The following is a 24858-nucleotide window of genomic DNA, read 5'->3' on the forward strand; positions in this document are numbered from 1 at the left end:
CGAATTTTAGTGTATTTTAGGAATATGGAAAGAAGAACCCTCATTTATACGCTGATAGTGACCTGTGTACTCCTGAGCTATCATTGCCGGCAGACCCCGAAACCCGAACCAGCGACTGCTAAAGAGATCGGGTTATACGAAGAACCCTTTCGTCCTCAGTACCATTTCAGTCCGCCTGAGAAATGGATGAACGATCCCAATGGGCTGGTGTATCACCAGGGGATCTATCACCTGTTCTATCAGTACTATCCGGAGGATATCGTATGGGGCCCCATGCATTGGGGGCACGCCACAAGTACCGACCTGCTTCACTGGGAGAACAAGCCCATCGCCCTCTATCCGGATAAGAACGGTCTGATCTTTTCGGGAAGTGCGGTGGTGGATACGGAGAACACATCGGGCCTGGGTACGAAGGACAACCCTCCCCTGGTAGCCGTGTTCACTTACCACGATATGGAGAAAGAAAAAGCGGGAGGCAATGATTACCAGACCCAGGGGGTGGCTTACAGTCTTGACAACGGGGAGACCTTTACGGTCTATGAAGGCAACCCCGTATTGCTCAATTCCGAATTCAAGGATTTCAGGGACCCCAAAGTCTTTTGGGATGAGGCTATGGAACACTGGGTAATGGCATTGGTGGCCGGAGATCACCTCAGGCTTTACCATTCGGACAACCTTCTCGAATGGACCTATATGAGTCGGTTTGGAGAAGACCAGGGAGCCCACGGCGGAGTATGGGAATGCCCGGATCTCTTCGAACTAAAGGTAGATGGCACCGATGAGAGGAAATGGGTGCTGCTGATCAGCATCAACCCTGGAGCTCCCAATGGGGGAAGCGGAACCCAATACTTTGTAGGGGATTTTGACGGGATCACTTTTACCTCTGACCAGCGGGAGGCGAAGTGGCTCGACAGGGGTACGGATAATTACGCCGGGGTGACCTACAACAATACACCAGGCGGTGAGAGGATCTTTATTGGTTGGATGAGCAACTGGGACTATGCCAGGGATACGCCTACCGAGGTGTGGCGCAGCGCCATGACCCTGCCCAGGACCCTGAGCCTGGCGAAATTCAACGGGGATTACACCCTGGTAAACTACCCGATCGGCAGGGTAGGGGAGCTGCTCACCAAAGAAAGCGATCTCGACCTGAAGATCGACGGTGGAGCCGAAGAAAAGATCGGTCTGGAAAGCGGTAGCCAGACCAGTTTATATTTTAAGACCGCTCTGGAAGACCTCACTTTTGTATTGAGGAACGACTCAGGGGAAGAGGTAGTCATGAAGCTCGACTCACAGGAAGGGCTCTTCAGCCTGGACCGATCCAGGAGCGGTATTGTGGACTTTCAGGAATCCTTTGGCAAAATACAGCAGATGCCGCTGAACCACCAAGAGGGGGATATCCTGGAATTCGACCTTTTTATCGACGCCTCTTCCATTGAGATCTTTATAAACAAGGGACAGTATGCCATGACGGCCCAGGTCTTCCCCACAGTACCGTACTCAGAATTCTCAATAGAGAACGGCATGTCTGATCGGTTGGAGATCGATACCTTGGAAGTATTTACGGTTGCCGGTATTTGGAAAAATCCTTGAGGAGATCATGACGGGATTTACAGGGTAAGAACGGGAGATTCCTCCCAGGTCATCATGGCGTTGATCAATTTAACATGAGAGAACCGACAGAGGTCTTCCAGTCGCAGGTCCTCTTCAACAATCACCTGATCGAGCAGCAGTTGATGTCTTCTCACACCTTTCAATAAAGGCTCAGCGGGTGTTATCCACCTGGTTCCGTCAAAAAAGACCAGATTCGCATAGGAGGCATCCGTAATCCGACCGTTTTGGCACATCATGATCTCATCGGTCCCGGATTGCTTTAAGAGCTCCTCTATCCAGTTTCTTTGGCCGTATTTGAAAGAATAGACACGATCCCCAATATTCACAGGTGAGATAGAAACCACCCTTCTTTTTTTGTATTCTATAAATTCCGTGCGGACTAAACCCTGAGTTGAATAGGTCACCCGGCATTTGTAGATCCCTTTGCGCGCTCCTAAGGGGACATCAATGGAGTCCTTCAAATCAAAACTAGCACTTCCGTGGTGTTCCATCGTTCTATTCAACCTCATTTGATGGAGATCGAGCAAGGGCATTTCCCCGTTTTGGACGCGTATGGATTCAATAAAATGGCACATATACTTTGTCGATCATTTCCTGATATTCACTTTCCAGCACACTTTGGGCCGTAATCCCTCCACCACTTCTAAACTGCCCGTTTTTTTCCAAAAATCGAATGAGCACACAACTGTCCAAGGATTTCCCGTCGAAATAGAAAGCGACCCCGGTATAATATCCCCTCGGTTCAGCTTCGATGGACCGGATCAATTCCACCGTTTTTTGTTTAGGAGCCCCAGAGATGGATCCGGCAGGCAGAAGTGAATACAAGATATCTCCGAGATTGCTGGCGAAGTCCTGTGGCAGCTTAGCCCGTATTTCAGAACTCACCTGCCCGATCTTTTTACCCTGTACATTCAACACCTCGTAATACCGGTATTTGACCAGAGTGACTTCCCTGCCGACCCGACTCAGATCATTGCGCATGAGATCCACTATGGTAGCGTGTTCCGCTTCTTCCTTTCGATCGCTCATAATTCGGTGTTGAGCTTCGGGAAGATCGGCATTTATGGTGCCTTTCATGGGATAGGTGTAGAGGTAGTTTCCCTGAATTTTCACAAAGGTTTCCGGACTGAAACTGACAAATTGATCCTCAATACAAACCGCGTATTTAGAATTGGCATTGGAAAATATGGTGCTGAGTTCCAGGTTGGTTTCTACATAGGTGGATGTGGTCAGGTTCAGCAGATAGCTGTTACCTTGCTTAAGAGCCCCTATGACCGCATCGAATTTCGTACGGTATTCTTCGAGTGAAACAGGGTTTTTGACAAAGTATGGTACTTCGGGAAGGGGTTGGCGAATACGGGATGAGTTGGTTTTACCGTTGAAGTTGTAGAGTACGTTTTGTGGGACCTGGGACAGAGGCCATGCCAATGGCTTTTCCTGTTCAAAATCAATGATAAACAAAAAAGGTATTCCTCGTCTGCCCCAATCATTGATAGTATGTTGAATAGGTGTCTTTTCCATTTCAGGCGAACAAAGAAAATAAATCGAACTAGAAAAGGGTGATTTTTAACATATCAACTTTCCGGGATGCCCCTTGTCAAAGATGGTGTGGACTTGTATAGGGGAAACACCTGGGGGCCAAAAGAGATTGATCGACTTTTTTCATATCTTAAGGGCTCAATTAAAACCAACCACAATGAAAAAACTAACTTTTGCCCTGGCATTCCTTATGTCGGTCACCCTCCTGGCCCAGGAGGGGTATTTTACCACTTACAACTTCACCGTGAAACCCGAACATGAAAGTGCCGTCCTGGGGCTGATCTCGGACTATTTTTCAACCCATAAGATCGAAGGCGTCACCGTTTCCCTCTGGGAAAATCATTTCAGGGATAGCGGAAATAATTTCACACACGGGATCGTATTCTCCGGATCCCTGGATGCCATGGGGACGCAGTATTCCTCAGACGGGGGAGAAGAATGGATGTTATTCCTCACCCGGATGAACCAGCATATAGAAGAAGGTTTTAGTGCAGCCATGGGGACCCTTCAGAGAAGTTGGGGCGATATGAGCGCCCAATACCCCGTCCAAAACTACTACATCGTACAGGTAGACAATACCGATGCCTTCAGGAGCGCATACGAAAAGTATCATACTTCGGCCTTGCGGAAGGGGTGGATGAATATGTACGGAAGCTTTACTACCGGCATAGGGCCCGATGGGGGTTCACATTGGGCCATTACAGGATACAAAGACTTTAAAAGCGCCATGGGTGGATCCAATGCCGTTCTCACTGAGTCCGAAAGAACGGCCAGGGACAAAGCATGGAACACCTTCCGGGAGACCAATGGCGGGGCCAAAATGATCAGATCCGGAACCCGACTATTGCTGGGTCAATGGTAAACAGTTTCTTCAGAGGATAATTAATAAACGAAATATCCGCTTGGCTTTCGGTACCTATCCTGCATGAGCATAGGCATCCCTTAACCAGTCCTTTAATTCCTGATCGATATCTTCGGGTTTTTCCAGCCTGACCCTATGGGTGCACATGGTGCCAAAAGGCCCGGAATTCTCAAGTCGGGTAGTGGTGGGATACCCCGGAAGTTTAAGCCCCAGGTCCAGTCTGCTTTTGGTAGCGGGACTGATCAGGGCGAACTGTTTTTTACGAACAAAGCTCACCGTGGTCTTCTTGGGGACCACATTAACATCCTCCCCCAGGGCAGAAACGAAGTTTTTTACTTTCTCAAATACCGGCAGGAGGTGTTCTTTTCCCTGGTATTGGCCTGCGACCAGGTTATCTGTAGGTGTGTCCTCCCCTTTAGACAGGTGGACGATGGTGTTTGCAAAGCCATGGGTGACCCCGTGTTCTTTTTTAAGGTAATTGACGGCCTCCGAATGTTTTGTGAACGATTTTGTCTTGAGAAGCTTAACCCATTCTTCAAGCGGTTTTCCCGTTTTGGAGGGCATATTTTCGATCATGCTCTGTAGGGCTTTATCCATCTTTTAAAGTTAAAGGGTTATGGAATGTGAAAGGAGACACAGGAATTCTTTCCAGATCAGATTGGGGTGGCTCCGGACCCGAAGTGCTTGTCCATCGCTTTTTCCAGGGAGGTCCGGCTGATGATTTTTTTTGGGGTCTGATCGTGTTTTCCCTCATTCAGGAGGTCGAGGTTCTTGGACATGAATTCATAATAAAATGAAAAGATGATATCCTGCATTTTTTCCTTGCAGTCCATTTCCTTCCTTCCGGTGATGACCAGGGCGACGTAATGCTTTATAAAACCCTGAACGTAGATCTGATAGGGGCCATAAGGCAGGATAGACAAATGCTGATGCTGTCCCAGAGCGTGCTTTTGGATATGGTCGTTGATCACCCCGCAGATGACAGAGATCTTCGATTCGTCCACGATGTCGTTCTCCTGGAAAGAGGCCTTTAAATTTCCAGATTTTCGGTCGATCACCAGGGTTTGAACAATGACTGCGGATTTGAGCTGTTTCTCTGCCTTTTTTGTGGAAGAGGCCGACCTGAAGAGACCAGTAAAGTTCTTCCAGCCGCGGCTTAAATTCCTTGCCGGGGCCGACCTTCTGTCTCTTTTTTCCTTTTTTCTCTCAGCCTTTTCCTTTTCAAGTAAGGCTGAGGTAAGGGGTGCGAAGATGGCCGCCACAGTGGCCGGGTCCTTTTCTATTTCAGTTTTCAGCACTTGCAGTACCTGTCCTCTCAGGGATTCCTCACTCTCCTTTTTGACCTCCTCCATCTTGCGGCTCAGCTCGGCATCCAGCTTCCTGATCAGTTCATTTTGCTGCAGTTCCTGTTTCTCCATTCGGAGGATGCGCTCAGAAAGTTGTTCCAGGGCCTTGTGCTCCCCGGGGAGAAGGATGTCCCTGAGCAGTTCTAATTTGTCCTGATTTTTGGTGCTGGTGGCCATGGGTTCCGGTCTAGGAGTTCTTTACCTTTTTGCCGAGTTCAATGAGGAGGTCGCCCAGGCTTTGGGCGTCTAACTGTTCTTTTTCCAGGGATTCGAAGCGATCCTCGATCTTGTCTTCCAGTTCCGTGATCCGGATATTGACATCTGTAGACACATCGTTGATGGCCATTCTAAGGTCCGTGCGAACGGCCTCTATGAGTTCCTCCAGTTGTTTTTTCTTGCTGATGATGTCCTTTTTCAGGAGTTCGAACTCCGACTCATAGGCCTGGATGTTCTCTCCGAAGATCAGGTTTTTGATGAGCTCTATTTTGGAGGCGGTCTCCAGATCGGTTTTTCGGGTGTTGTGGAGGGTAAAATTTTCTTCGTTGGTCATGCGGTCTTCATATTTGAAAAGCAATAGGCTTTAAAAAGTAAAACAGGTCATTTTCACTATACACTCAAATATAGAAAATTTAAGAAGACCTTGCCAGAGCTCAGGGGAATACATATTTTTAGTTATCAACTCCTTGTTATAATTCTATGGTCAAAGGTTTAGGGATCATGCTCCTGGTCTTTCTGGTCGTCGCCGTCCTGGGATGGTTGGCCACCAAAATGGGGAATGTCCCAGAGGAAAAAATGGTAAAGATCAGAAAGTATTTCTTTTCCTTTTACGGGTTGTTCCTGATCGTACAGGGCTCCTTGCACCTTTGGGAAGACAAAGGGATCGGTGCGATGGCAATAAATATCCCCCTCGGTATCGTCATTGCCTGGGCAGCCATGTCCGGGAAGATGAATCCACCAACCAAAAAGACCTCCTGATACCCCAGTCAAACTTCCAGGCTGAAGAGATCCTCTACGCTGCACTTAAAGATCCTGGCCAGTTTTAATCCCAGCTCAAGGGAGGGGAAGTACTTGTTGTTCTCTATGGCGTTGATGGTCTGTCGGGAAACATCCAGCCGGTTCGCCAGATCTTCCTGAGTCATATCGTGAGTAACCCTGTGTATTTTGATAGTATTTTTCATAATCAGGAAGCGTAGTGTTTGTGGAGGGAATAGCGCAGCCTCAGGTTGAAGAAGAGGATGATCGTAAAGAGGTTAAACACCAGGATGTGGAAATAGGACAGGCCAAAGATCAGCAGGGTCGCCAGGATCATGATGGCGTAATTGACGTACAATGACCAGATCAGGGAGTCGAGGCGTAGTTTGGAGATGAGTTCGTCTTCGACCTTCTCCCTGCTGAAGCTGTGGATGATCCCGGCCACGATGATGATGATCGTGAGCAACTCATCCAGGATGCCGTTATGTATCCAGATGCCATTCGGACGCAGAAAATCGTCTGTGCCAAACAGGTCGGGTACAGGCACCACCAGCAGGTCGTCAAACTGATCGGTGAACCACAGGTAAGAACCGATAATGAGGGAGAGGTAGAAGATCCACCCGGAGATGGTTTTGAACCGGTTGGGAAAGAGATAATTTTTCATGTTATACAAGATTAGATTTATCAAAAGTATAAAAAACATTACATAATGTAAAATATATTATACATAAAGTAAAAAATAATGTATAAAAGAGAGTTAACTGAAACCGGAATCAATAACTTTATTGGAGGGAAGAATTAATCAAGGGAGCGAAAGAATTCCCATATTTCATCGCAGGCGTTTATTTCCCGACTGGTATGGCCAATGATCCTTTTTCCCAGATACTGCCTTCCGCCTGGCCAGGTATGCCCACCACCCTTGATATCGTATACTTTCAGGTCTCCTCCTGACCGGCATCCCTCAAAATTTCGAATAGACACAGAAGTGCCATCCCATCGCATGCGGTCAGTGAGATGTTCAGGAGGGAGTTCTTCATGACAGCCGTTTTTTTCCTTCCAGAATTTTACAAAATCTTCATGGGAGAGAATACTCCCTCTGCTTTTGCCGAATAGCTTGATCTCGCCTCCCTCGTAGGGAACAATAGGATCATCGGTGCCGTTCATCACAAGAACGCCAACCGGCTGAGAAGGGTTACATTCTCCATAGTAACCCTCGGATAGGGTTGCGGTAAGAATAGCGCCTCCACGGAACAGGTCGGCCCGGTCACAGAGCAATCGAGTACTCATGAATCCACCGTTAGACATTCCTGTCGTAAAGATCCTATTCGTATCGATGGGGTATTCTTTTTTCAGGCGTTCAATGATGGCCGTGATAAAACCCACATCATCAACCCCGATGTTTTCGGGTTTTAAGTGTTCTTTCCTGCCGTCATTCCAGTTTTTTGCGATAGCATCCGGATAGACCGCGATAAAACCATCTCGGTCTGCCAATTCATTGAACCTCCCATAGGTGAGCCTAACCGTGCCTTTCCCGGTGCCACCCCCACCGTGAAGATGAAACAACACGGGAAGAGCACCTCCCATTTTGGCCTCAGGGGGTAGGTGTATCCAGTATGTACGTTCCCGGTTTTGCCAGGTCAGGCTATGGCGGATGATATCCCTGCCTTCGCCCATAGTACTGGAAACCAAGAGAGTTCCCATACTGCCAAAGGCAGCCAGGATGAGAAATTTTGCAAAGGAAAATTTATATAACATCCCTTAACATCTTACAAATCCCATGCCATAGGAAGCTATTTTCCAGAACCATTTGGGGCTGTATATTGGCAGAGGAGTCTCAACTAACTTCAATCGCATTTTCTTGTTCTTCCTTATCTTCCTGTATCTGCCTCGCCTTGGAAACAGCGGAGGAAACGAGTCCGGCCGGTACGGTCACCACCCCCACACCTATGATCAGGACAAAAAAGGTGAAGATCTTTCCTCCCAGGGTGATGGGATACACATCTCCGTATCCCACAGTGGTTAGGGTAACGATGGCCCACCACAGGCTGTGAAAGATGGAGGAGAATACCTCGGGCTGGGCTTCATACTCAAAAAAATAGATCCCGCAGGAGGTGAGATAGGTAAAGATCCCTGTGATGATCAAAAAGAGCACGATCTCCTCTTTCACCAGTTTGGCTGCGATATGTATGCGCTGCATCGCCCGGTTGTACCGGATCAGTTTCAGGGCGCGGAAGATCCTGAAAATGCGGAATGCCCTCAAAGCCCTGAGATCGAAAGCTTTGGTGAGGTAGAAAGGAAGGATGGCGAACAGGTCGATCATCCCATAAAAACTGAAGATATACTTCCAGGGGTTCCTCGCTATAAAGATGCGAAGGAGATACTCTGCCGTAAAGACAATAACACAGAATACCTCAAAGGAATATAGAGTTTCCAGCATTACCGGATCATTGTTGGGCAGGGTCTCCACCGCAAAGCCGATCAGGGAGGCAATGATCAGGAATTGAATGCTGTAGTCAAAAATCTTTCCCTGGCGGGTCGAATTGTCGTCGATCAGGAGGCGCAGTTTTTCTTTCATGGCCGTCTTTCTTTTGAGGATTATAGGACCTAAAATAAAACTAAAAACCATTGGAAGTCAAAAGGCCCTCAATCGATATCTGTTTGGCCCGATCCTTTGGGCTCTCAGATCCTAATTGGAATTGTAGAAAGTACTGGGAAAAATGTACCGTCACCTGTTTATGCGGAGTCCCAAATGATCGGTCCATACATCCTATTGCTCTTTGTCGGCTTTCTGATCTCTCTCCAATCGGCTTCCGATACCTGCACCCAGAGCGAGGAATAGGATTCTTGCTTGTTCTGCCCACAGGAGCTACAGAGCAGGGAGGTGGTTATGAGGCATAGTGATTTTCCCGTCTCTGATTTGAGTATTGTTTTTCGATGAATTTACCTATCAGACCAGACTGCGAGTTCGTTGCCGGCGGGGTCCAGGAAATGGAACCTCCTCCCTCCGGGGAAGTTGAATATATCCTTTGAGATCTTTCCACCTGCCTTGATCACCTCGGTGTGGACAGACTCCATGTCCCCATGGTAAAGGACCACCAGCGCTCCATTGACCACTGGTCCTTTTTGTCTTTCGAATCCCCCGGCTATGCCGCTTTCGGAAAAGGAGACATAGTCAGGACCGTAATCGGTAAAGGCCCAGCCAAAGACCCGGCTGTAAAAGTTCTTGATCTTTTCCAGGTCCTGAGCCTTGAATTCAATGTAGTCGATGTGGTTGTTTTTTCATGATAAATAAGTCTTCAATTGGCTTTGTGATCGATTTTATTTAGTCCTGTTTACTGATGATCCCGGCCAATGTGTTCGTTCCATATTGCTGTTTTTAATACCGTGCCATTTTCCCTGATAGCCCTTCGATAATCATAGTAGAAACTATCAGCATCACTTGAGAACTTGAGTTGTGTTTCCAGGGCGATGGTCCGGTTGGGCAACCGGATGACCACGTCGTAGCCCGCTTCTACAGAAGTATTTGCCGGATCGAGATCTGAGGTGCGGTGAGTGATGGATTCATGATTCTCGTAGACCCCCCAGGGAAAGGCTTCCTCCCATTGGTTGATCGCGATCACACTTCGGATACGTGTAATAGAGTCATATGCTACCCGGCTCACCTCGGCAAACCCGGATGAGGTTCCGGACGACAGTCTCTTGAATTCCGGGAGTTCCGGATCAGGAGAGATCTCTTCCCATGCATAGCCATCTTTTGCTCCTTCAGGCATCAACGGCAGCAGCAGGCGGCTCCCTTCCGTGCCCCCGGTCAAGACCAGATTACGACCTAAGGAAGGGGTAGGCCAGAACATCGGCCATTGTGCATTGCTGATCGCTATTCTCAGCCTGTGACCCGGCTGAAAATTCCAGGTGGTCCAATGCAGGTCGATTTCCATACAATAGACCTCCCCAACCGGACTTGGCCCCGGTGATGAGGCGGAGACCCGATGGGTGCTGTTGAAGGCACCGCCGGTGACCAGGGTACTCCTTCCGTCAGGGGCCACGTCATTGAGTCGAACGACCCAATTGACATGATCCGTTTCTGATTGCACACATAGCTTCAGCCTTGGGTAGCCGGTGATCGAAATTTCCTCAGATACCTCCAGGTCGTATACCAGGCATTTCTTGTCAAAAGCAGCCTGGTCTGGCGGCCAGTCGCCCCACCACATCACGGGTCCACCCCCTTCTATTCCATCTGAGGCAAGGCTTTGCAAGGTGTCACCGCGAATGTCCCCGGGCATTTGTTCGCTGAGTCGGGATCCCTCAGAGACGAGTCTGAGTTCCAGGGAGTCCCTTTTAAATTGATCCCATGAATCCACGACCTTCCATTTTCCGGGGATGTTCCCAAGCTCGGTTCCTGGAATATGATAGTCCCGTTGATAAAAAATAAGTTCCGGGTACTCTTTTTGTCGCTGATCCCGGGTAGGTGGTAGCATCCAGATATTTAGCCAGTCTACCACCTCTTTTCTCCACTCCACGGCAGGAGGGGGATCCGCCGTATGCGGCCAGGTATGGTTAAAGGGCCCGATGATGGCCCTTTTCGGGCCATGGGTTTGGTTGAAGAACCTTTCTACCAGATCCCGGTACCCATCATACAGACCGGCGATCAGGAAGGTGGGCATGGTAAAGCCGTCGTAGTTCCCATCGAGGGAAGCCCGGTTCCAGAATGGGCCGTCGCCTTGCTGCTTTTTATATTTCAGGAACCAGGGATCGGAAAGGAATCTGTCGTGAAAGTAAGCTGAATCCAGTTCAAAATCAGGTGAGGCTGGAAAGGCATTATCCATATCCCTTCCGATCTCATAGGCGTCTACGTGCAGTATGCCATCCATATAGTGTACATCGTCCTCATACAGGTCGTCTGTAGACATAAGAGATACGATGGTCTTCAGTCCCGGTGGTTTTCTCATAGCCAGCTGAAGGGCATTAAAGCCACCCCAGGAGATACCAAAGACTGCCACATTCCCATTGGAGAAATCGGATCCTGAAAGATAGCGGATCACCTCCTCACCGTCATCGAGCTCCTGTTCACTGTATTCATAAGGCACGATTTCGCCATCACTTCTGCCAGTCCCCCTGATATCTACCCGGGCTACGAGATATCCGCGCTGTACAAAATAGTTGAACACCCCATAGCGGGAGGCCCGTTGCTCGTCTTTCCTGTAGGGTAGGTATTCCAGAATGATCGGGTAGCGAAGGGAAGGATCGTAATCAGGGGGGAGGTAAAGGTCAGCTGCCAGTTTTACACCGTCCGGCATTTCAATAAAGAGTTCGCGAATGGCAGGTACCTCTCTTTCCTGATCCGGACCGCAACTCATGAACAGGAGCGCAAGTAAAAGGATAAAAGGAAAACTTTTTCTATAATACATGATGTTATCCCTTCATTTGAGGTCGTATGATCCCATTATTCCACAGCAGATTTAAATTCAAAGGGAATTTCCATTTCCAAATTTGAGACCGAAGCCATAAATCCGCCTTCTTTCTTCCGATAGCTGATCTTCTTGGGAAAATCCATCGAAGGGTTTTCACAGGTAAAGGTGGTGTCTGACTGTGAGGTCATCCGGAATTTCACGGGCTCCTTTTCACCCGGAGAAACGATCACTAATACCCACTCCTCGAGCTCTTTTTCGAGGCTCATGGTTTCCTGCCAAATAGTATCCCCCGCTTTGAGGGTAAAACCAAGGCCCTGGTATCCAGGTCCAGGGCCGTTATCCCAGAATTCATAGGTAGCCAGGCCTTCCTCTTCGTTAGAGCGCACCCATTTTCCGAGCAGCCAGTCAAACTTACCCTTTTCCTTAGATTCCTGCTCGTGAACCTCACCATTAACAGGGCTTTCTTTCCGAACCTGATTGCAGGACAGGACAAAAAAAGCCAGGAGCATGAGCAGCATTTTCCTCATGGCAGATCATTCTTTTTGATCACCTGACAGGCGATCGTTGGATTATCAATCAAAAGCTCCGAAAGAAACAAGGTCATCATAATAGTTCATTTTTAAGTTCTTTAGCTATTTGGTCATTTAGGATCAGGTCTATTTAATCATCCTCTTTTTTTCTGTTCATACGGCTTCCCAATCCTGCACCAAACGCCAGACCAATGGCGATCCATACCCCGATATTATCCAGTGCCACCCCTATGGCAGTCCCTATGGCGATCCCTATGGCCATTCCTTTCCCGAGGTTCCTTTTATCCATTTCCTGTTTTTGTTTTCATGTAGCTTAGAAGTAAGATTCAATCCCAAACAAACCGCCAGGTCCCATCTTCCTGTCTCTTCCAGACCGTATGGAATACACCGGTTCGCTCCACGCGATTTCCTGTGGAGTCGGCCATGGAAAATATGAACTTCCCATAGGTGTATCCCAGATCACCTGAAGAGGAAACATCCGTAAAATCCGGTTTCCATTCCAGGCTCATGTTGCTGTCTGCCGGTGCCTGGGTATTGAGGTATTCGGTAATGGCCTTTATTCCCACTACGAGGGAATCATTGCGCATCAGTACGGCATCTTCGGCGGCAAAGGACAGGAATGCCTCCCGGATCCCTTCTTCTGCTGCCATTTGGGCAAAGCGTTTTTCGGTCTCGATGATCTCCTGTTTCCATTGATCAGTAGACCCTTGTTGTGTTTTTTCACCACAGGATGCAAAAATAAAAAGTAACAGGAGGTAGGTTGGGAATTTTATATTCATGGTTAAAGCCTTACTAGTTGAAATCAGGGCATCGAACTGAAAATAAAAGATAAGGAATTAGGCGCTATATCCTGGTTCAATGGCATTAAAAAATGATCTGACTTCCAGGCACATATAAAGTAGTGTCTGACTTGTATTTCCTGATGAGCACTCTGATGAATAAACTGATCAGGCCCTATGGCCTCACCTTGGGTATGCGTTTGATCAACTCCGCGTTTTGTCAGTTTTGCACACTAATAGACATTACCAGGGGTCCTTTTAGCGCCATCCCTTGGAATGAATATGGGGAAAGTAATTCGGTGTCCGAAGGGGGAAATATGAACCTGCAAGTGAACATAAACAGCAGAGTTATCGCAGTCAGATCACAACGTGGATTGCAGAATACTTCTCTTTACCATTTCCGGTTCATTTGTGCCTATCCTGTACTTTTTTCCATTTTTCAGGCTGATCTCAATGGCATGCGATCCCCGGACCGAGTAGATCCACATGCGCGGCCAGAACCATTTTCGGATGCCATGGCCATAATACCAGGGATTCCTTACGATCTGTACTGAGGAGATCTCACCAAGAACCAATTTCTTCCTGAATAGGCCGAACATCATTCGGATCTGCAAAAAGTGCTCGTCTATCAATATCCTAAGAGAAACGAAGGAAAACAGGAATCCCACCGTGATGACCATGAGGGAGGTGATCAGGAAGTTTGGACCCGAGTTATAGGAAGGAGGTTCTGCAAGGGCCGAGAGGTATACCCGGATAAAGAAAATCCCCGCTGACAGGGTCAGCAAAAGAGCGAGATAATTATACTGTGTAGATGCGTAACGCATACAACAAAGCTATGCATTTTAGGGCAACTAGATCCCTGTTATTCCCTGTACAGCAGCGGTTTAAAGGGATATCCCTATAAACCGCAACTGGATAGGAGACTGTAGAAAAGCCGGCCAAAAGCAGACCTGGACTGAAGATGGAACTTGAGTCGGTCTATTTTTCTTTTACTGCACAGGTGCTAATGCCAAAAGGGGCATAGAGAGGGCAAAAACTGACAAAGCTCGTCAGCAGGAAAACACCCGCAAGAATGATGAGAACCAGCCCTAAGGTTCCTGAAATAGTTCCTGTGTAATAGAGAACGCCGATGATAACAGCAATGATGATCCTTATGATCCTGTCTGCTGATCCCATATTTTTTTTCATCGCATTGTATTTTTAAGGTTGTTGCACTATTGCCCTACAAAGATTTACAATGTGAATGACCTGTGCAGTGACCGTGGTCACCACTCGTCAATGATCCGAATGCCGTCTGGCTCCTGTACCACTTTTCCATCGACCTCCAGCTTTTTAAGTACCCTGGTCACAACCTCCCGGGCCGTACCCAGCTCGTTGGCGATCTGACTGTGGCTCATCCTGACGGCATCTCCCTGGGTGAGCTCCATCTTTCGTTTCAGGTGGTCGTACAGCCTTTTGTCCATTTTATCGAGAAGGAGATGGCTGATCGTATCCAGGAGTTCCGTATACCTCAGGTTGAACTGATGGTAGAACAGGGTATTGAATTCGGGGTAGTTTTTAAGCCAGTTGGGCAAATACCGGACAGGGATGAGCAATATCCTGGAATCCTCTTCCGTAACGGCAAATACCTTGCTGGGAGTGTTTTGCAGGGAGGCATAAAAGGTCATGACACAGCTTTGTGCAGGTTCGATGTAGTAGAGCAGGAGCTCCCGATCCTCAAAACGCGAATAGACCTTTACCAGCCCTTCCACTACGATAGGCAACACCTTGACGTATTGTTCTTCCCGCAGGATCTCGGTGCCTGCAGGGATCTCCTTAAGGTCGGATCCCTTTATGATTTCATCGATCAATTCCCCGCTTAAGAACGAAAGCAGATTTTTGTCAAATTCCATTTATTATATCATTTACGACTCCATATTCAGGTCCTTATCCATTCTCTCGACGTTAATCCGGTCCAAAAGGATTTCAACAAAAATCCATTTCGAACAAAATCTGAGATGCTGATCCAGATCTTCGCCCATACGATGGGGATTCCTGTTTTCTTTCTTCATCGTGGTTGTTTATTGCAGGTCTTTAATTTCTCTATTTTCCATTTCGCTGCCAGGTCTATTCATCTGGATTCCAATCCTTGCGCCGGAGAGCATACAACAGTTCATCCTGCAGTTCATCACCTTTGAGGATAGTACCTTCGAACCGGGCTTCCAGTACAAAGCCGTTTTTCTCCAAGACCCTTTGGGAGGGCATATTGGAGCCGAAGGGCCTTGCGAAGATGCGGTCAATATCCAGGTTTTTGAAGGTAAATTCAACCACCTGTCCGATTGCCCGGGTAATGATCCCTTTCCCCCAGAAATCCTCCGCCAGCCAGTACCCCAGTTCGGCATTCTTTCGGAAGATATCTCCCAGGGGGTGGATGCCGATCCCGCCTACGGCCTGTCCGTCGACCTCAATGGCAAAGATGTGATTCGGGCCTTCACCCGTGGCATATGCTATGAACTCCCTTCCTGTTTTTTTGGTGTACGGATATGGGAATTGATCCGTCAGATTCCTGGCAATTTTCCAGTTGTTAGCGTACATGACCAGGTCCTCAAGATCTGAAATGCGCCAGGATCGGAGTTTTACTTCAATCATGTTAGAATGATAAATTCGATCTTATGAGAAATAGCTATCCCTGTCCACCAAAGTACTGAGGGAGTACATGTTTTATATCTAAGACAGGATATTAGAATTCATCCTGGTTCACAAAAAGACAGTGCCGCCGACAGATGAAGGCCATCTAAAATTCACGCTCCGGCATCCGCCAGTTTTTTGGTATCCACGAATTGCTGAAAAGCGATGATCTTTCCCTGATCGTCCAGGGTCCATAAGTGTGCTACCTGAGCATTATAGCCTTTTCCAGTGGCTTTTACCTTGGCGTCGTACCTCAGGGTAGCCAGGACCTTGTGGTCATCCATCCCGTGGAGTGCAATATCCTTGAGTCCAAAGAACTCGTGTCTTTCACCCAGGCGGGCAAATACCCCTTGTAGAACGGCATCTGGCCCAATATAGGGGTTGCCGTCGGCCAGGGAATTGCTTTCGGCTTCCCTCCATTCGATCTTAGGGTGCATGGCACCCAGGACGGTAGGCATGTCGCCGGTTGAAAAAGCTTTGTAGACAGAGTCGATGATCCGGATGTTTTGTGCTGTGGTCATAGGGTTGGTTTTAATCGGTTTGAAAATTTACTGAAAAGGTAGCTAAAATGATCGGAATTAAATACTCCAAAAGGCAACCTTTACTTACCGGCAAGTTGTCTCTGGTATTCCTCGGCATCATAGGTGCCGACCGACGTCTGTACCAGTCCCTCCTCGTTCATGGTCCACTCCTCGAACCCACTGAAGTCCACCCGGTTTCCATTGCCGCCCGGCCCACTGTAAGTGCCTTTGAAGGTCCAGTAATACCGGTATTTCCCATCTGCCACGGTCAGGCTGTCCATGGTCAGGTGCATGTCAGGAAAGGCCTCCATATAGGACTGGGCGGTTTCGGCCAGTTGTTTCCTTCCCACAGCCGGTGTTCCTTTATTGACAGTGAGCGTGCCGTCCTCTGCATAAAAGGAAGCCATGTTTTCAGGCACCTTGCTGTTCCACGCCTCGGTATATTCCTGGCCGAATTCGACCATTTTATCGTAGTCTGATCTCTCGGTCTTACATCCCATTATGGCCAGCATTATCACGAACACAATTCCGGTAACCAGTAAGGCAGCTTTCTTCATATTCCTTTATTTTGGTTGATTCGTTTAAATCTAATGGTAATACTTTTAAGCAAGATAGGAATTATGTCCAGTCCTTGGATAGTCATAAGTTTCAGCTTTGGTTTGCCGGTGATCTATTTACAAGTACTCAACCAATTGGATGTTATTACCACAGGTGTCATTCAACACGGCGAATTTTACATTACCCATTTTCGTGGGTTTCACACTGAAATCTACCCCGAGCTTGGTCAGCCTCTCGTATTCCGCATCCACACTGTCCACGTCAAATTGTGTATAGGGATATCCGGCTTCCAATAAGGCGTCCTGGTATACCCTACAGGGTTCAAAATGATTAGGCCCGGGTTCCAGCAGGAGTTCGGGTCCGTCTTCCCAGTCCTTGGAAACCAGGGTCAGCCATCTGTTTCCACCTCCTAAAGGCTCATCCTTCTTTACTAAAAATCCTAGTTTCTCTGTGTAAAATTTCATGGCCTTTTCCTGGTCGCGTACGGGAATGCTGATGATTGTAACTTTCATGGTTGGTTGTTTTTCTGTGTAGCCGGAGTTCCGGCAACCGCGTTTTTTTCAACCTTAAGATAACAAATAATCCAGACCTGTGCAGGCGGTCGCCAGGACGATTTCAAGTAGTTTAGTCGCTGAATTCCAGGATATCTCCGGGCTGACAGTCGAGTGCCTCACAGATGGCCTCCAGCGTACTAAAACGTATGGCTCTGGCTTTGCCCGTTTTCAGGTTCGATAAATTGGAAAGGGTGATTCCAACTTTTTCTGACAGCTCGTTGAGCGACATTTTTCGTTTTGCCATCATGACGTCCAGGTTCACGGTGATTGGCATCTCTTATACGGTTAAGTCGTTTTCCATCTGAAGTTCCATCCCTTTTTTAAAGATAAAGGCGATCAGATACAGGATAGATGCCATCAGAATATAGGCCTGACTGTCTACCCAGAACTGACCTAGCTTGTCAAGCTCATATCCGTACCACTCGAGGTTTCTGGATGTCTGCCGGGCGATATGGCTGATCAGTCCAATGGATAGGACATAATAGGAGATCCTTGTGATCTGTTTTGATACGTAGCTGTTAAATGGCCTGGTGAGATCTACTTTCTGAATGAGTCTTACCACGATGTAGAACAAATGGGCCTTAAGTATAGCCACGAAGAGCACAAATGCATACATCCCAAAGAATACCCACAGGTTCTGTTCTTGCAATGCCCTGAGATCTAATTTTTGGTAAAGACTCCCGACGAGTTCCGGGTTTATGAGCCCGAAAATGAAGTTGATGATCAATCCTCCTGCATCAATGCAGAGGCCGATAAAAATGATCCAGGACACGATTTTCAGCCCGGTAAAGATGAGATTGGTGGTGTTGGACATGATGTTGATTGTTAAATTGATATGCCAAATATCAGCAAAAATATATTGATAAACAATAAAAATATATTTAAAAACAAAATTAATTGATAAATCGCTACTATTGGGTTGAGATTCGGGTTTTCTACATTCCCAGTATCCTAAGGCGAGCCTGAATGGACGGGATATTCTCCTTCTTTAATGCCACTGCCGTCTTTTTAAGATCTCTCTGGAGCTCAGTATCTTGTTTTGCCAGATCAAAAAGGGACTGGATGGAATGTACCCTTACGATCCTGCTTTCCCTTTTGTCCTTTGCCCATTTTGTCAATTCCTTCCACACCCTTTGTAACTCATCATTTGTCAGCTTGAGGCGGGATACCATGGAAGACAAATGCCATTTGAATTCCTTATCCCTGGCCGTGTCTATGAAGTGGAGTATATCTTCCTTGTGGCCGAATAAGAATCGAGGATTTTGTGTCGTTAATTTCTCCAGGGCATCTGCCGTGCGCATCACGATGAGTCTGTCTTTTGAGTACAGAAATTTAAACAATTCGTCAAAGTCCGATTGTGTTCTTACCAGGGGCAATAGCTCTTCCACTTTTGCGATCGACCTAAGATCCCCACCTGTCAGATATGTGATCAAATCCTTAGACATAAAGCCGGATCCCTTCTTAAAATGTGCATTTTCAGCTTGTATATGGTCTTTGGTATGTCCGGCACGTTCGCTACCCGTGTCTCCACTCTAATGTCCGGTTTCCAGAACCTTGTTTAATCTCCAAAAAGATAATACAAAAGCTCAAGACTTGGAAAGGGAAGTGTACTGTACGCTGGTGGTAAAAGGAGTTTTATCCGGCGATAGATTTAGGTCGGCAAGTACTCTTTTCAACTTCTTCAGGCAATCCGGATCGATGATCTGGGTATCAATTTTCATTTTGCTTTTATCGGTGAGCAGGATGTAATCGCCTGCATATTTTTTAATCCTGGTAACGTCGGGCAGGTGGATCTGTTTGCCGAAAGGATAATTCTTTTTAATTAGATCCTCAACGATGTTCAGATATTGATTCTGTAGTTCGAAAAGATAAAGTGCTAAATAGAGAAAAGCCAGCACCAGAGGGTAGTAGTCGAGCCAGAAATCAAAGTGATCAAAGCCCCATTTTAAAACACCCAAAACCAACCATATAAGGCCAAGAATAAGATTCACCCGAAGTCTTTTTTTGGTGTATTTTATTTTCATACGAAATCTATTTGCTTAAGGTACCGCTCATGCCTGCCTCTCTTTCCGTGTGTGATGACCTGGTAAACCTTTCCTGTTTTAACTAAGATAGGGAATATGCCCAGATCTTTGAATAAGTCCGGGTGTAAGCACCTTCAGAAATCGAATAGAACTTAATCTGCTGCCTTTGCAGGCATGGAGGACCGATCTCTGAACTGCGAATTAACCCCATCAAAAATGTGGAACATTTTTAATCGGAAGTAATACGAGTTGAGGTCCTCATCCGACATATTTTCCATCAGTGATACATACCCCAACTTCGGGTTTCCCATATTCCCGGCAGAATCTGTTGGATTAGACAGGGTTCGCCATTTGGGATCCTTTTCCTTTAAGGATTCGATCATCCTATTCTCACACTGAAATATGGCTAATTTGGTTTCGTTATCCACTTTAAAAAAGGGGTCGTATTCCGTGAAAGACTGAACCGTAATACGGAAATCTTTATCCGAGGATATTTTTTGCAGCACCTCCAGATAGCTCTTGCCGGTAGTGTCTTTCAGGATACCTTTTTTGACCAATTCCTTCTCATAGTCATCGATGATGGACTTCATGTCATATCCTGCCTCCTGATAGGTTTTATCGTAGCATTCTACTATAATCTCATCAAGTTCAGAAGATCGCTTTTGACACGAGTTGGTTAAGAGCAGGAGTAAGCAGAGAGATAGGATGGTTTTTTTCATATGATGTCTCATGGTCTGATATTGCCTGTAACAGACGGGCAAGGAGTTAGGGTCCAATAAGCTTATCTGACAATAGTTTGATTACTAATATAGGAAATAAGAGCAGACCTCGGAGAGCGATGCGTGACAAGCATTATCATGCTTGCGTTATTCTTTTAAATCTTGCTCAATGAGTTCTAAAATCATCTTTGAATCCTCTATCAATACCTGGGTGTCAGCAATATTGGTTCTTAAATAGAGCAATTTCTCGGTGATTAAACTTTCAAAGCGCCTATCATTTAGCAGTCCTTTAAAGTCACTGGGAAAGGGACTATGGATCTTATTTTCTTCGGCTAAATTATTTTGTGACAAACTATATAGAAAATCTGCGGATGAAACATAAGTTCTATATAAAGGATTGAGTTCTTGTGTCACTAAGTCCTGAACAACTCTTTGCTCTTCTAACATTTCCTCCATTTTATCTGGCCACTCAATCAGTTTAAACTTAAGGGAATCGTTTGAAATGGTGTTGATCTTTCCTGAGCTGTAGAGCATATCGATCACGCTAAACTCTTCATTAACCGCATACCAAATAAACAGGTCTAGCTTATAGCTGAACATTTCCGAGTTGGATACTTCCTTGTCTTCTGAAGCGATAATTTCAAGTAGTCTTTTAATGCTTTCAATGTTTTTTCTCCTTCCGTCATTTTTATCTTCAAGTTCTTCTAATTTCCTTTCGAAGGATATCTTTAAATTAGTGAGAAGAACTCGTTCTTCTGAATCTAGCTTTACCTTTTCATTCCAATTGTTAATTTGAAGGGCGATCAATATCCCAATAACTACAAGCGTAATTTCACCAATCGCATATTTTAGGTACTTTCCAGTTTTTCCCTCCGAAAGCAAGTTCTGTCGGATTTTTCTAAAGAATTTTATCATTGATAAGCGGTTTGTCAAAATGAAGCACAACGGTTCCGATATGTCCCGTATGCCTGCTTTTAGGCTGGGCGCCTTGATGGACAGACCATACCAGAGATGATCAATATACCCTAATGTAGGAAAATTTCCAAGGTCCTTGCCGGCGATGGATTAGAGCTGATGCGGGCATGCGATTATTAATACCCCCCCCATGTCAAATCCTTTATTTTTTGGGTGAAGGATTGTAGGCCCAACATTCCATCTCCACGCGTGCACCGAGTGCAAGACCACCTACACCCATTGCCGAGCGCGTAGGGTACCGGCCTGCCTCGAAATAATCTGCGTAAACTTCATTGAAATCTTGCCATTCCGACATGTCAGCAAGCATTACCGTGCATTTAAATACGTCTTCTAAGCCTAGTCCGTGCCCTGCTAGTGTAGCTTTGATCCGTTTGAACATCTGTTGGGTTTCGGGTACTATTCCGCCCGGCACTACGCCCATACCATTATCTGTAACGCCGATCTCCCCTGAAAGATAGAGTATGTCTCCCACTTGTACTGTGCTTGAGAAAGGATATGGAAGTTCAGATGGGGTAAAAACCGGAGCCTGTTTCTCCCTAACAAGGTCATTCATTGTTTTTTGATCATTGTTTTTCTCCTTCTGTCCTGGATTACAACTCATCAAGAAAAGCAATGTCAGCAAGGGTAACTTCTTTAAATCTCTCATGATTATAGCACTAGGATAATGTATGTTACAGCTCCATCTATGGTATGGTGTCTTAATTTGCAGATCACCTCAGGAATAATAAGGACTAATGTAGGAAAATTTAGCACGCCCTGGCCGGCGATGAGCCTTTCCGCCTTTGGTGGAGTTATAGCCGTTGTTAGACAACGTATTTACTCTCCTTTAGGTTTATCCACATAGATATGGATGATACTGTCCGTATTGGGATCCAGGAACTTGCAAATCTTCGATTTAATTAATGGAAATTCAAAGTCAAGGGCATCATAAACCTCCAGGTATAATCCAGCGACCCTTGAACGACTAAGCAGTTGGCCATCATCGATAAGTTCAGAGACTTTTAGATTAAGCCTAAAACTCTTTGAGGTGTCAATGTTCAAGTATTTCGTTGCGATCATGATACCCTCAGACGATAGCATTACTGATTCTAATACGAACCCCATTTTTTCAAGGGTGCCATCAGGATCAAACGCCGTTTCCAACTTAAATTCATAGCCCTTCTCTATTTCATGTAAAAGCTGTACATAGCTTTTAAAAGAATTGTCCGGTATGATACTACTCCTAATCAATGCATCCTCAAATTCTGAAATAGCCTCCTTTAGTGTAGTATAATAATCAGGACCCCCTGCAGACAGCAACCGATCCATTTCATATTCATAGGTGTTTGAGGTCATTTGGCAAATTGACTTTGTCGTCAAAAGAATGCAACAGATTCCTAAAAAACAGACTCTCTTCATAGGTTGCCTAAGGGTTCCGACCTTACGTGACGGTTCACCTGCCGCAAGCATGGCAGGTTGGTCTGGTGCCTTACTAGCAGGACCAAACTTGGAATAATTAATAAACCCTAATGTAGGAAAATTTATCTAGCTCCGTGGGCTATCGGCAATACCTACGGTAATCGCTTTTCTCACTGAGATTGATGCACATGCTTTTTGAACATATTAATCATATTCATAATCAGTTTGATACGGCGTCAATCGGAAAGTAGTTCTTTTTCATAATATCCGTATAACGTGGGTCATTTCTGTAAGGATCAATTGCAGTACTCCCATTGATCTCCATTAGACTGTGGTTCTTAAAATCAAGTTTGGCATAATTTGAGATCTTATTCAAATAATGAAACAAGGAATCGGTCTCGTTTAAATGGGCAAAACAGAGTGCTTTTGAATGATCCATAAGGGTGAATCCGGGCCTGTTAAAGACTTCGTAGGTCGTTTTCGAATCGCCTTTTTTTGAAAACAACCATGCTTTATTCGAATAATAAACTATAGGATTAATTGGTTTTATTTGCTCCAGATATTGATAGGCCCTTTCGAAATCGTACTGGAAAGCATAATAATTATGGAGCATTACTATTTTTTGTATTGGATGCAGTAAATCCATCAACGCATCATCGCTTAATATCTTATCAGCTTCCTCGAACTGCTTCCGATAATACAAGGTATTTAGCTTATCCACAATATAACCTGGGTTTGTAGAATCAATGTCAAATACTTGTTTAGAATAGTGAAGGCTCTTAGTTCGATCTAACAGAATACCCCTGTACAATCTACTCAATGCTTGAAGTAGAGAAAGATTATCAGGATCGTTCTTTAAGGCTCTTTCATAGGAATAAATTAGTTCTCTCAGGTCTTTTTTGATGGCACTGTTCAATAAGCCTTCGGCCTCAATAATTTCCTCTGGTTTTAATATAAATCTGATTTTTTCTAAATAGATTTTTGCTTCCTCAGTCTGATCATATGTTAAAAGCGCCATAAACCTCGTCTGATTCAAAGGTCTTGAAAGCGGATCCAGCTTATAGGCTGCCGTTATATGCTCTAATAGTTTTTGTGCATCCGGGTCGGGTCTTTCCCGCCAATAAAGAGCAAAATGATGATGTGCTGTTGCATCGTTTGGGTTAATGTCAATCGCCTTTTCAAAATTTATCTTTGCCCTTTGCCAATCCCCGTCTCTAATAAGCAGCATAGCTCTAACACTATAAGGTCTGGAAATATTCGGATTGATCTCTAAGGCTTTATTAATATATAAATTGGCCTGTTTAGCAGACTCCTCTTTGCTCAAATCGCCATAAATATGAAGAAGCATATAGACATTGGCAATTTCGGCATAACCCTCTGCAAACAATGGATCTAATTTTATCGCTTCTTTGTACAACTCGATACTGTTTTCGAGGTTTTCTCGAGTTCTGTTATCTGCTATGCTCCGCCCCTTAGCAAAGAGTTCCGACGCCAAAATATTGGTGGTTGTTTCTGTATTTAATGCCTTTTCTTCTTCAGGAGAAATGAATATCCTAAGTTGTTTTACTATTTTTTGTGAGACCTCTTGCTGGATCCTAAAGGCATCTGATAAATCTTCATTGTAGTTGTCCGCCCAAAGATGTTCATCGTTGGCTTTTAGAAGCTGAGCAGTAATTAGCACTTGGTTGTTCTGTTTGCGAACACTGCCTTCCACAATGTACTCAACATCAAGTTCTTTGGCTATTTCAGGTATGGATTTGCCGGAGTTCTTGAATTGCATAACCGATGTTCGTGAGATTACACGTAATCCTCTTACTTTTGATAGATGTGTTAATATGTCTTCTGTAACACCCATACTAAACCATTCATTTTTTTGGTCATCACTTAAGTTTGTAAATGGAAGTACAGCAATAGATAATTTATCAGCAGAAACTGACGTAAAAACACCAGGTTTGATCCAAATTAAAGCGATAGTTGCCAACAGGGCAGCCATGATGACAATATTTAAGATCCTGTTACCTTTTGAACTCTTTGTCTCATTAACTAAATTCTTGGTCCTTATAATTCCGGAGGGTGTAATTTGGTAATGCCATGAAAAGAACATCCAAAGGGGTAATCCTAAAACGAGGGTAATAGTGATGAGTTGTAAAACCCAAAGGGGTGCATTCCAAATGGGGAGTACAGTTGAAAATACTTGTAGGACAAGCCAGGCAATGACCAGATAAGCCACCGTTTCCTTGAGTACATTCCTTCTCTTTAGCTCTTTGATTAATTTGTTCATATGCAGTACAACCCCCTTAAGTTAGCACATTTCAATCATAATGCTATTAAATTTAGAAAAGAGTAAATAAATGGCTTTCATTTAAAATCGGATGTCTATTTTACTGCTGCC

The 24858-nt window shown here is 45.6% G+C and carries 33 protein-coding genes; 3 read left to right on the forward strand and 30 right to left on the reverse strand.

Going from position 1 to position 24858, the window contains the following annotated elements; genetic code table 11:
* Nucleotides 1–24 precede the first annotated feature (24 nt).
* A complete protein-coding gene (locus tag GWK09_RS07615; protein ID WP_163692389.1) occupies nt 25–1593 on the forward strand; it encodes a glycoside hydrolase family 32 protein in 1569 nt (522 codons plus the stop codon).
* A gap of 17 nt (nt 1594–1610) precedes the next feature.
* On the opposite strand, the gene GWK09_RS07620 is transcribed toward GWK09_RS07615, so the two are convergent.
* Both GWK09_RS07620 and GWK09_RS07625 read right to left on the reverse strand, forming a co-directional pair.
* Nucleotides 1611–2123: an aminotransferase class IV gene (locus GWK09_RS07620; RefSeq protein ID WP_204260371.1), complete on the reverse strand. Its 513-nt coding sequence runs from the start codon at nt 2121–2123 to the stop codon at nt 1611–1613.
* A gap of 49 nt (nt 2124–2172) precedes the next feature.
* On the reverse strand, nt 2173–3135 hold the full coding sequence (locus tag GWK09_RS07625; RefSeq protein ID WP_163692391.1) for an aminodeoxychorismate synthase component I: 963 nt from the start codon (nt 3133–3135) through the stop codon (nt 2173–2175).
* 175 nt (nt 3136–3310) lie between these two features.
* Here GWK09_RS07625 and GWK09_RS07630 point away from each other — a divergent pair, with 175 nt between their 5' ends.
* The gene (locus GWK09_RS07630) at nt 3311–4015 is read left to right on the forward strand and encodes a hypothetical protein (protein ID WP_163692392.1); all 705 of its coding nucleotides are present in this window, start codon (nt 3311–3313) and stop codon (nt 4013–4015) included.
* Between the two features lie 54 nt (nt 4016–4069).
* Here GWK09_RS07630 and GWK09_RS07635 read toward each other — a convergent pair whose 3' ends face one another.
* Genes GWK09_RS07635 through GWK09_RS07645 form a run of 3 tightly spaced genes read right to left on the reverse strand, consistent with a single transcriptional unit; the run spans nt 4070 to nt 5911 of the window.
* Nucleotides 4070–4612 carry a DUF4287 domain-containing protein gene (locus tag GWK09_RS07635; RefSeq protein ID WP_163692393.1) on the reverse strand — a complete coding sequence of 181 codons (543 nt, stop codon included), beginning with the start codon at nt 4610–4612 and terminating at the stop codon, nt 4070–4072.
* Nucleotides 4613–4668: 56 nt separating this feature from the next.
* Complete coding sequence (locus GWK09_RS07640) at nt 4669–5538, reverse strand: hypothetical protein (RefSeq protein ID WP_163692394.1); 870 nt, start codon at nt 5536–5538, stop codon at nt 4669–4671.
* Between the two features lie 10 nt (nt 5539–5548).
* A complete protein-coding gene (locus GWK09_RS07645; protein ID WP_163692395.1) occupies nt 5549–5911 on the reverse strand; it encodes a fructose 1,6-bisphosphatase in 363 nt (120 codons plus the stop codon).
* A gap of 146 nt (nt 5912–6057) precedes the next feature.
* Between GWK09_RS07645 and GWK09_RS07650 the strand changes: the two genes are divergently transcribed.
* Nucleotides 6058–6336: a hypothetical protein gene (locus tag GWK09_RS07650; protein ID WP_163692396.1), complete on the forward strand. Its 279-nt coding sequence runs from the start codon at nt 6058–6060 to the stop codon at nt 6334–6336.
* A gap of 8 nt (nt 6337–6344) precedes the next feature.
* Here GWK09_RS07650 and GWK09_RS07655 read toward each other — a convergent pair whose 3' ends face one another.
* The 25 genes from GWK09_RS07655 to GWK09_RS07770 all read right to left on the reverse strand — a co-directional run bounded on the left by GWK09_RS07655 (nt 6345) and on the right by GWK09_RS07770 (nt 24747).
* Complete coding sequence (locus GWK09_RS07655; RefSeq protein ID WP_163692397.1) at nt 6345–6539, reverse strand: helix-turn-helix transcriptional regulator; 195 nt, start codon at nt 6537–6539, stop codon at nt 6345–6347.
* Between the two features lie 2 nt (nt 6540–6541).
* The gene (locus GWK09_RS07660) at nt 6542–6997 is read right to left on the reverse strand and encodes a hypothetical protein (protein ID WP_163692398.1); all 456 of its coding nucleotides are present in this window, start codon (nt 6995–6997) and stop codon (nt 6542–6544) included.
* A gap of 134 nt (nt 6998–7131) precedes the next feature.
* The gene (locus tag GWK09_RS07665; RefSeq protein ID WP_163692399.1) at nt 7132–8088 is read right to left on the reverse strand and encodes an alpha/beta hydrolase family esterase; all 957 of its coding nucleotides are present in this window, start codon (nt 8086–8088) and stop codon (nt 7132–7134) included.
* A gap of 79 nt (nt 8089–8167) precedes the next feature.
* On the reverse strand, nt 8168–8908 hold the full coding sequence (locus GWK09_RS07670) for an ion transporter (RefSeq protein ID WP_163692400.1): 741 nt from the start codon (nt 8906–8908) through the stop codon (nt 8168–8170).
* A gap of 365 nt (nt 8909–9273) precedes the next feature.
* The gene (locus GWK09_RS07675) at nt 9274–9600 is read right to left on the reverse strand and encodes a VOC family protein (protein WP_163692547.1); all 327 of its coding nucleotides are present in this window, start codon (nt 9598–9600) and stop codon (nt 9274–9276) included.
* Between the two features lie 65 nt (nt 9601–9665).
* A complete protein-coding gene (locus tag GWK09_RS07680; protein WP_163692401.1) occupies nt 9666–11738 on the reverse strand; it encodes a CocE/NonD family hydrolase in 2073 nt (690 codons plus the stop codon).
* A gap of 35 nt (nt 11739–11773) precedes the next feature.
* Nucleotides 11774–12268, reverse strand: a complete 495-nt coding sequence (locus GWK09_RS07685; protein WP_163692402.1) for a hypothetical protein — start codon at nt 12266–12268, stop codon at nt 11774–11776.
* Nucleotides 12269–12401: 133 nt separating this feature from the next.
* A complete protein-coding gene (locus GWK09_RS14950; RefSeq protein WP_204260372.1) occupies nt 12402–12560 on the reverse strand; it encodes a hypothetical protein in 159 nt (52 codons plus the stop codon).
* Between the two features lie 37 nt (nt 12561–12597).
* On the reverse strand, nt 12598–13050 hold the full coding sequence (locus tag GWK09_RS07690) for a YybH family protein (protein WP_163692403.1): 453 nt from the start codon (nt 13048–13050) through the stop codon (nt 12598–12600).
* A gap of 362 nt (nt 13051–13412) precedes the next feature.
* Nucleotides 13413–13874: a hypothetical protein gene (locus tag GWK09_RS07695; protein WP_163692404.1), complete on the reverse strand. Its 462-nt coding sequence runs from the start codon at nt 13872–13874 to the stop codon at nt 13413–13415.
* A 154-nt stretch (nt 13875–14028) separates the two neighbouring features.
* On the reverse strand, nt 14029–14238 hold the full coding sequence (locus tag GWK09_RS07700) for a YgaP family membrane protein (protein ID WP_163692405.1): 210 nt from the start codon (nt 14236–14238) through the stop codon (nt 14029–14031).
* Nucleotides 14239–14315: 77 nt separating this feature from the next.
* A complete protein-coding gene (locus GWK09_RS07705; RefSeq protein ID WP_163692406.1) occupies nt 14316–14942 on the reverse strand; it encodes a Crp/Fnr family transcriptional regulator in 627 nt (208 codons plus the stop codon).
* Nucleotides 14943–15156: 214 nt separating this feature from the next.
* A complete protein-coding gene (locus GWK09_RS07710; protein WP_204260373.1) occupies nt 15157–15678 on the reverse strand; it encodes a GNAT family N-acetyltransferase in 522 nt (173 codons plus the stop codon).
* A gap of 152 nt (nt 15679–15830) precedes the next feature.
* Nucleotides 15831–16238 carry a nuclear transport factor 2 family protein gene (locus GWK09_RS07715; protein WP_163692407.1) on the reverse strand — a complete coding sequence of 136 codons (408 nt, stop codon included), beginning with the start codon at nt 16236–16238 and terminating at the stop codon, nt 15831–15833.
* 80 nt (nt 16239–16318) lie between these two features.
* A complete protein-coding gene (locus tag GWK09_RS07720) occupies nt 16319–16795 on the reverse strand; it encodes an ester cyclase (RefSeq protein ID WP_239530764.1) in 477 nt (158 codons plus the stop codon).
* A 117-nt stretch (nt 16796–16912) separates the two neighbouring features.
* Nucleotides 16913–17308, reverse strand: coding sequence for a VOC family protein (locus tag GWK09_RS07725; RefSeq protein ID WP_163692408.1), 396 nt, complete (start codon nt 17306–17308; stop codon nt 16913–16915).
* Between the two features lie 112 nt (nt 17309–17420).
* Complete coding sequence (locus GWK09_RS07730) at nt 17421–17624, reverse strand: helix-turn-helix domain-containing protein (protein ID WP_163692409.1); 204 nt, start codon at nt 17622–17624, stop codon at nt 17421–17423.
* A gap of 3 nt (nt 17625–17627) precedes the next feature.
* The gene (locus GWK09_RS07735) at nt 17628–18164 is read right to left on the reverse strand and encodes a DUF2975 domain-containing protein (RefSeq protein ID WP_163692410.1); all 537 of its coding nucleotides are present in this window, start codon (nt 18162–18164) and stop codon (nt 17628–17630) included.
* Between the two features lie 121 nt (nt 18165–18285).
* Nucleotides 18286–18795: a hypothetical protein gene (locus tag GWK09_RS07740; protein WP_163692411.1), complete on the reverse strand. Its 510-nt coding sequence runs from the start codon at nt 18793–18795 to the stop codon at nt 18286–18288.
* A gap of 141 nt (nt 18796–18936) precedes the next feature.
* Complete coding sequence (locus GWK09_RS07745; protein WP_163692412.1) at nt 18937–19374, reverse strand: hypothetical protein; 438 nt, start codon at nt 19372–19374, stop codon at nt 18937–18939.
* A 152-nt stretch (nt 19375–19526) separates the two neighbouring features.
* On the reverse strand, nt 19527–20093 hold the full coding sequence (locus tag GWK09_RS07750) for a hypothetical protein (protein ID WP_163692413.1): 567 nt from the start codon (nt 20091–20093) through the stop codon (nt 19527–19529).
* Nucleotides 20094–20240: 147 nt separating this feature from the next.
* Nucleotides 20241–21008: a DUF6090 family protein gene (locus GWK09_RS07755; RefSeq protein ID WP_163692414.1), complete on the reverse strand. Its 768-nt coding sequence runs from the start codon at nt 21006–21008 to the stop codon at nt 20241–20243.
* 202 nt (nt 21009–21210) lie between these two features.
* Nucleotides 21211–21714, reverse strand: a complete 504-nt coding sequence (locus GWK09_RS07760; RefSeq protein WP_204260374.1) for a RidA family protein — start codon at nt 21712–21714, stop codon at nt 21211–21213.
* A 170-nt stretch (nt 21715–21884) separates the two neighbouring features.
* Nucleotides 21885–22403: a hypothetical protein gene (locus tag GWK09_RS07765; RefSeq protein ID WP_163692415.1), complete on the reverse strand. Its 519-nt coding sequence runs from the start codon at nt 22401–22403 to the stop codon at nt 21885–21887.
* A gap of 283 nt (nt 22404–22686) precedes the next feature.
* Nucleotides 22687–24747, reverse strand: coding sequence for a FlgO family outer membrane protein (locus GWK09_RS07770; protein ID WP_163692416.1), 2061 nt, complete (start codon nt 24745–24747; stop codon nt 22687–22689).
* Nucleotides 24748–24858 lie beyond the last annotated feature (111 nt).

It is taken from the genome of Muriicola jejuensis, assembly GCF_010671595.1.
GTDB lineage: Bacteria > Bacteroidota > Bacteroidia > Flavobacteriales > Flavobacteriaceae > Muriicola > Muriicola jejuensis.

What these genes read in the sequence shown, in the direction of transcription:
- GWK09_RS07615 (WP_163692389.1), top strand. Translation starts at nt 25, where the DNA reads ATGGAAAGAAGAACCCTCATTTATACGCTGATAGTGACCTGTGTACTC.
- GWK09_RS07620 (WP_204260371.1), bottom strand. Translation starts at nt 2,123, where the DNA reads ATGAGGTTGAATAGAACGATGGAACACCACGGAAGTGCTAGTTTTGAT.
- GWK09_RS07625 (WP_163692391.1), bottom strand. Translation starts at nt 3,135, where the DNA reads ATGGAAAAGACACCTATTCAACATACTATCAATGATTGGGGCAGACGA.
- GWK09_RS07630 (WP_163692392.1), top strand. Translation starts at nt 3,311, where the DNA reads ATGAAAAAACTAACTTTTGCCCTGGCATTCCTTATGTCGGTCACCCTC.
- GWK09_RS07635 (WP_163692393.1), bottom strand. Translation starts at nt 4,612, where the DNA reads ATGGATAAAGCCCTACAGAGCATGATCGAAAATATGCCCTCCAAAACG.
- GWK09_RS07640 (WP_163692394.1), bottom strand. Translation starts at nt 5,538, where the DNA reads ATGGCCACCAGCACCAAAAATCAGGACAAATTAGAACTGCTCAGGGAC.
- GWK09_RS07645 (WP_163692395.1), bottom strand. Translation starts at nt 5,911, where the DNA reads ATGACCAACGAAGAAAATTTTACCCTCCACAACACCCGAAAAACCGAT.
- GWK09_RS07650 (WP_163692396.1), top strand. Translation starts at nt 6,058, where the DNA reads ATGGTCAAAGGTTTAGGGATCATGCTCCTGGTCTTTCTGGTCGTCGCC.
- GWK09_RS07655 (WP_163692397.1), bottom strand. Translation starts at nt 6,539, where the DNA reads ATGAAAAATACTATCAAAATACACAGGGTTACTCACGATATGACTCAG.
- GWK09_RS07660 (WP_163692398.1), bottom strand. Translation starts at nt 6,997, where the DNA reads ATGAAAAATTATCTCTTTCCCAACCGGTTCAAAACCATCTCCGGGTGG.
- GWK09_RS07665 (WP_163692399.1), bottom strand. Translation starts at nt 8,088, where the DNA reads ATGTTATATAAATTTTCCTTTGCAAAATTTCTCATCCTGGCTGCCTTT.
- GWK09_RS07670 (WP_163692400.1), bottom strand. Translation starts at nt 8,908, where the DNA reads ATGAAAGAAAAACTGCGCCTCCTGATCGACGACAATTCGACCCGCCAG.
- GWK09_RS07680 (WP_163692401.1), bottom strand. Translation starts at nt 11,738, where the DNA reads ATGTATTATAGAAAAAGTTTTCCTTTTATCCTTTTACTTGCGCTCCTG.
- GWK09_RS07685 (WP_163692402.1), bottom strand. Translation starts at nt 12,268, where the DNA reads ATGAGGAAAATGCTGCTCATGCTCCTGGCTTTTTTTGTCCTGTCCTGC.
- GWK09_RS14950 (WP_204260372.1), bottom strand. Translation starts at nt 12,560, where the DNA reads ATGGATAAAAGGAACCTCGGGAAAGGAATGGCCATAGGGATCGCCATA.
- GWK09_RS07690 (WP_163692403.1), bottom strand. Translation starts at nt 13,050, where the DNA reads ATGAATATAAAATTCCCAACCTACCTCCTGTTACTTTTTATTTTTGCA.
- GWK09_RS07695 (WP_163692404.1), bottom strand. Translation starts at nt 13,874, where the DNA reads ATGCGTTACGCATCTACACAGTATAATTATCTCGCTCTTTTGCTGACC.
- GWK09_RS07700 (WP_163692405.1), bottom strand. Translation starts at nt 14,238, where the DNA reads ATGAAAAAAAATATGGGATCAGCAGACAGGATCATAAGGATCATCATT.
- GWK09_RS07705 (WP_163692406.1), bottom strand. Translation starts at nt 14,942, where the DNA reads ATGGAATTTGACAAAAATCTGCTTTCGTTCTTAAGCGGGGAATTGATC.
- GWK09_RS07710 (WP_204260373.1), bottom strand. Translation starts at nt 15,678, where the DNA reads ATGATTGAAGTAAAACTCCGATCCTGGCGCATTTCAGATCTTGAGGAC.
- GWK09_RS07715 (WP_163692407.1), bottom strand. Translation starts at nt 16,238, where the DNA reads ATGACCACAGCACAAAACATCCGGATCATCGACTCTGTCTACAAAGCT.
- GWK09_RS07720 (WP_239530764.1), bottom strand. Translation starts at nt 16,795, where the DNA reads ATGAAGAAAGCTGCCTTACTGGTTACCGGAATTGTGTTCGTGATAATG.
- GWK09_RS07725 (WP_163692408.1), bottom strand. Translation starts at nt 17,308, where the DNA reads ATGAAAGTTACAATCATCAGCATTCCCGTACGCGACCAGGAAAAGGCC.
- GWK09_RS07730 (WP_163692409.1), bottom strand. Translation starts at nt 17,624, where the DNA reads ATGCCAATCACCGTGAACCTGGACGTCATGATGGCAAAACGAAAAATG.
- GWK09_RS07735 (WP_163692410.1), bottom strand. Translation starts at nt 18,164, where the DNA reads ATGTCCAACACCACCAATCTCATCTTTACCGGGCTGAAAATCGTGTCC.
- GWK09_RS07740 (WP_163692411.1), bottom strand. Translation starts at nt 18,795, where the DNA reads ATGTCTAAGGATTTGATCACATATCTGACAGGTGGGGATCTTAGGTCG.
- GWK09_RS07745 (WP_163692412.1), bottom strand. Translation starts at nt 19,374, where the DNA reads ATGAAAATAAAATACACCAAAAAAAGACTTCGGGTGAATCTTATTCTT.
- GWK09_RS07750 (WP_163692413.1), bottom strand. Translation starts at nt 20,093, where the DNA reads ATGAAAAAAACCATCCTATCTCTCTGCTTACTCCTGCTCTTAACCAAC.
- GWK09_RS07755 (WP_163692414.1), bottom strand. Translation starts at nt 21,008, where the DNA reads ATGATAAAATTCTTTAGAAAAATCCGACAGAACTTGCTTTCGGAGGGA.
- GWK09_RS07760 (WP_204260374.1), bottom strand. Translation starts at nt 21,714, where the DNA reads ATGAGAGATTTAAAGAAGTTACCCTTGCTGACATTGCTTTTCTTGATG.
- GWK09_RS07765 (WP_163692415.1), bottom strand. Translation starts at nt 22,403, where the DNA reads ATGACCTCAAACACCTATGAATATGAAATGGATCGGTTGCTGTCTGCA.
- GWK09_RS07770 (WP_163692416.1), bottom strand. Translation starts at nt 24,747, where the DNA reads ATGAACAAATTAATCAAAGAGCTAAAGAGAAGGAATGTACTCAAGGAA.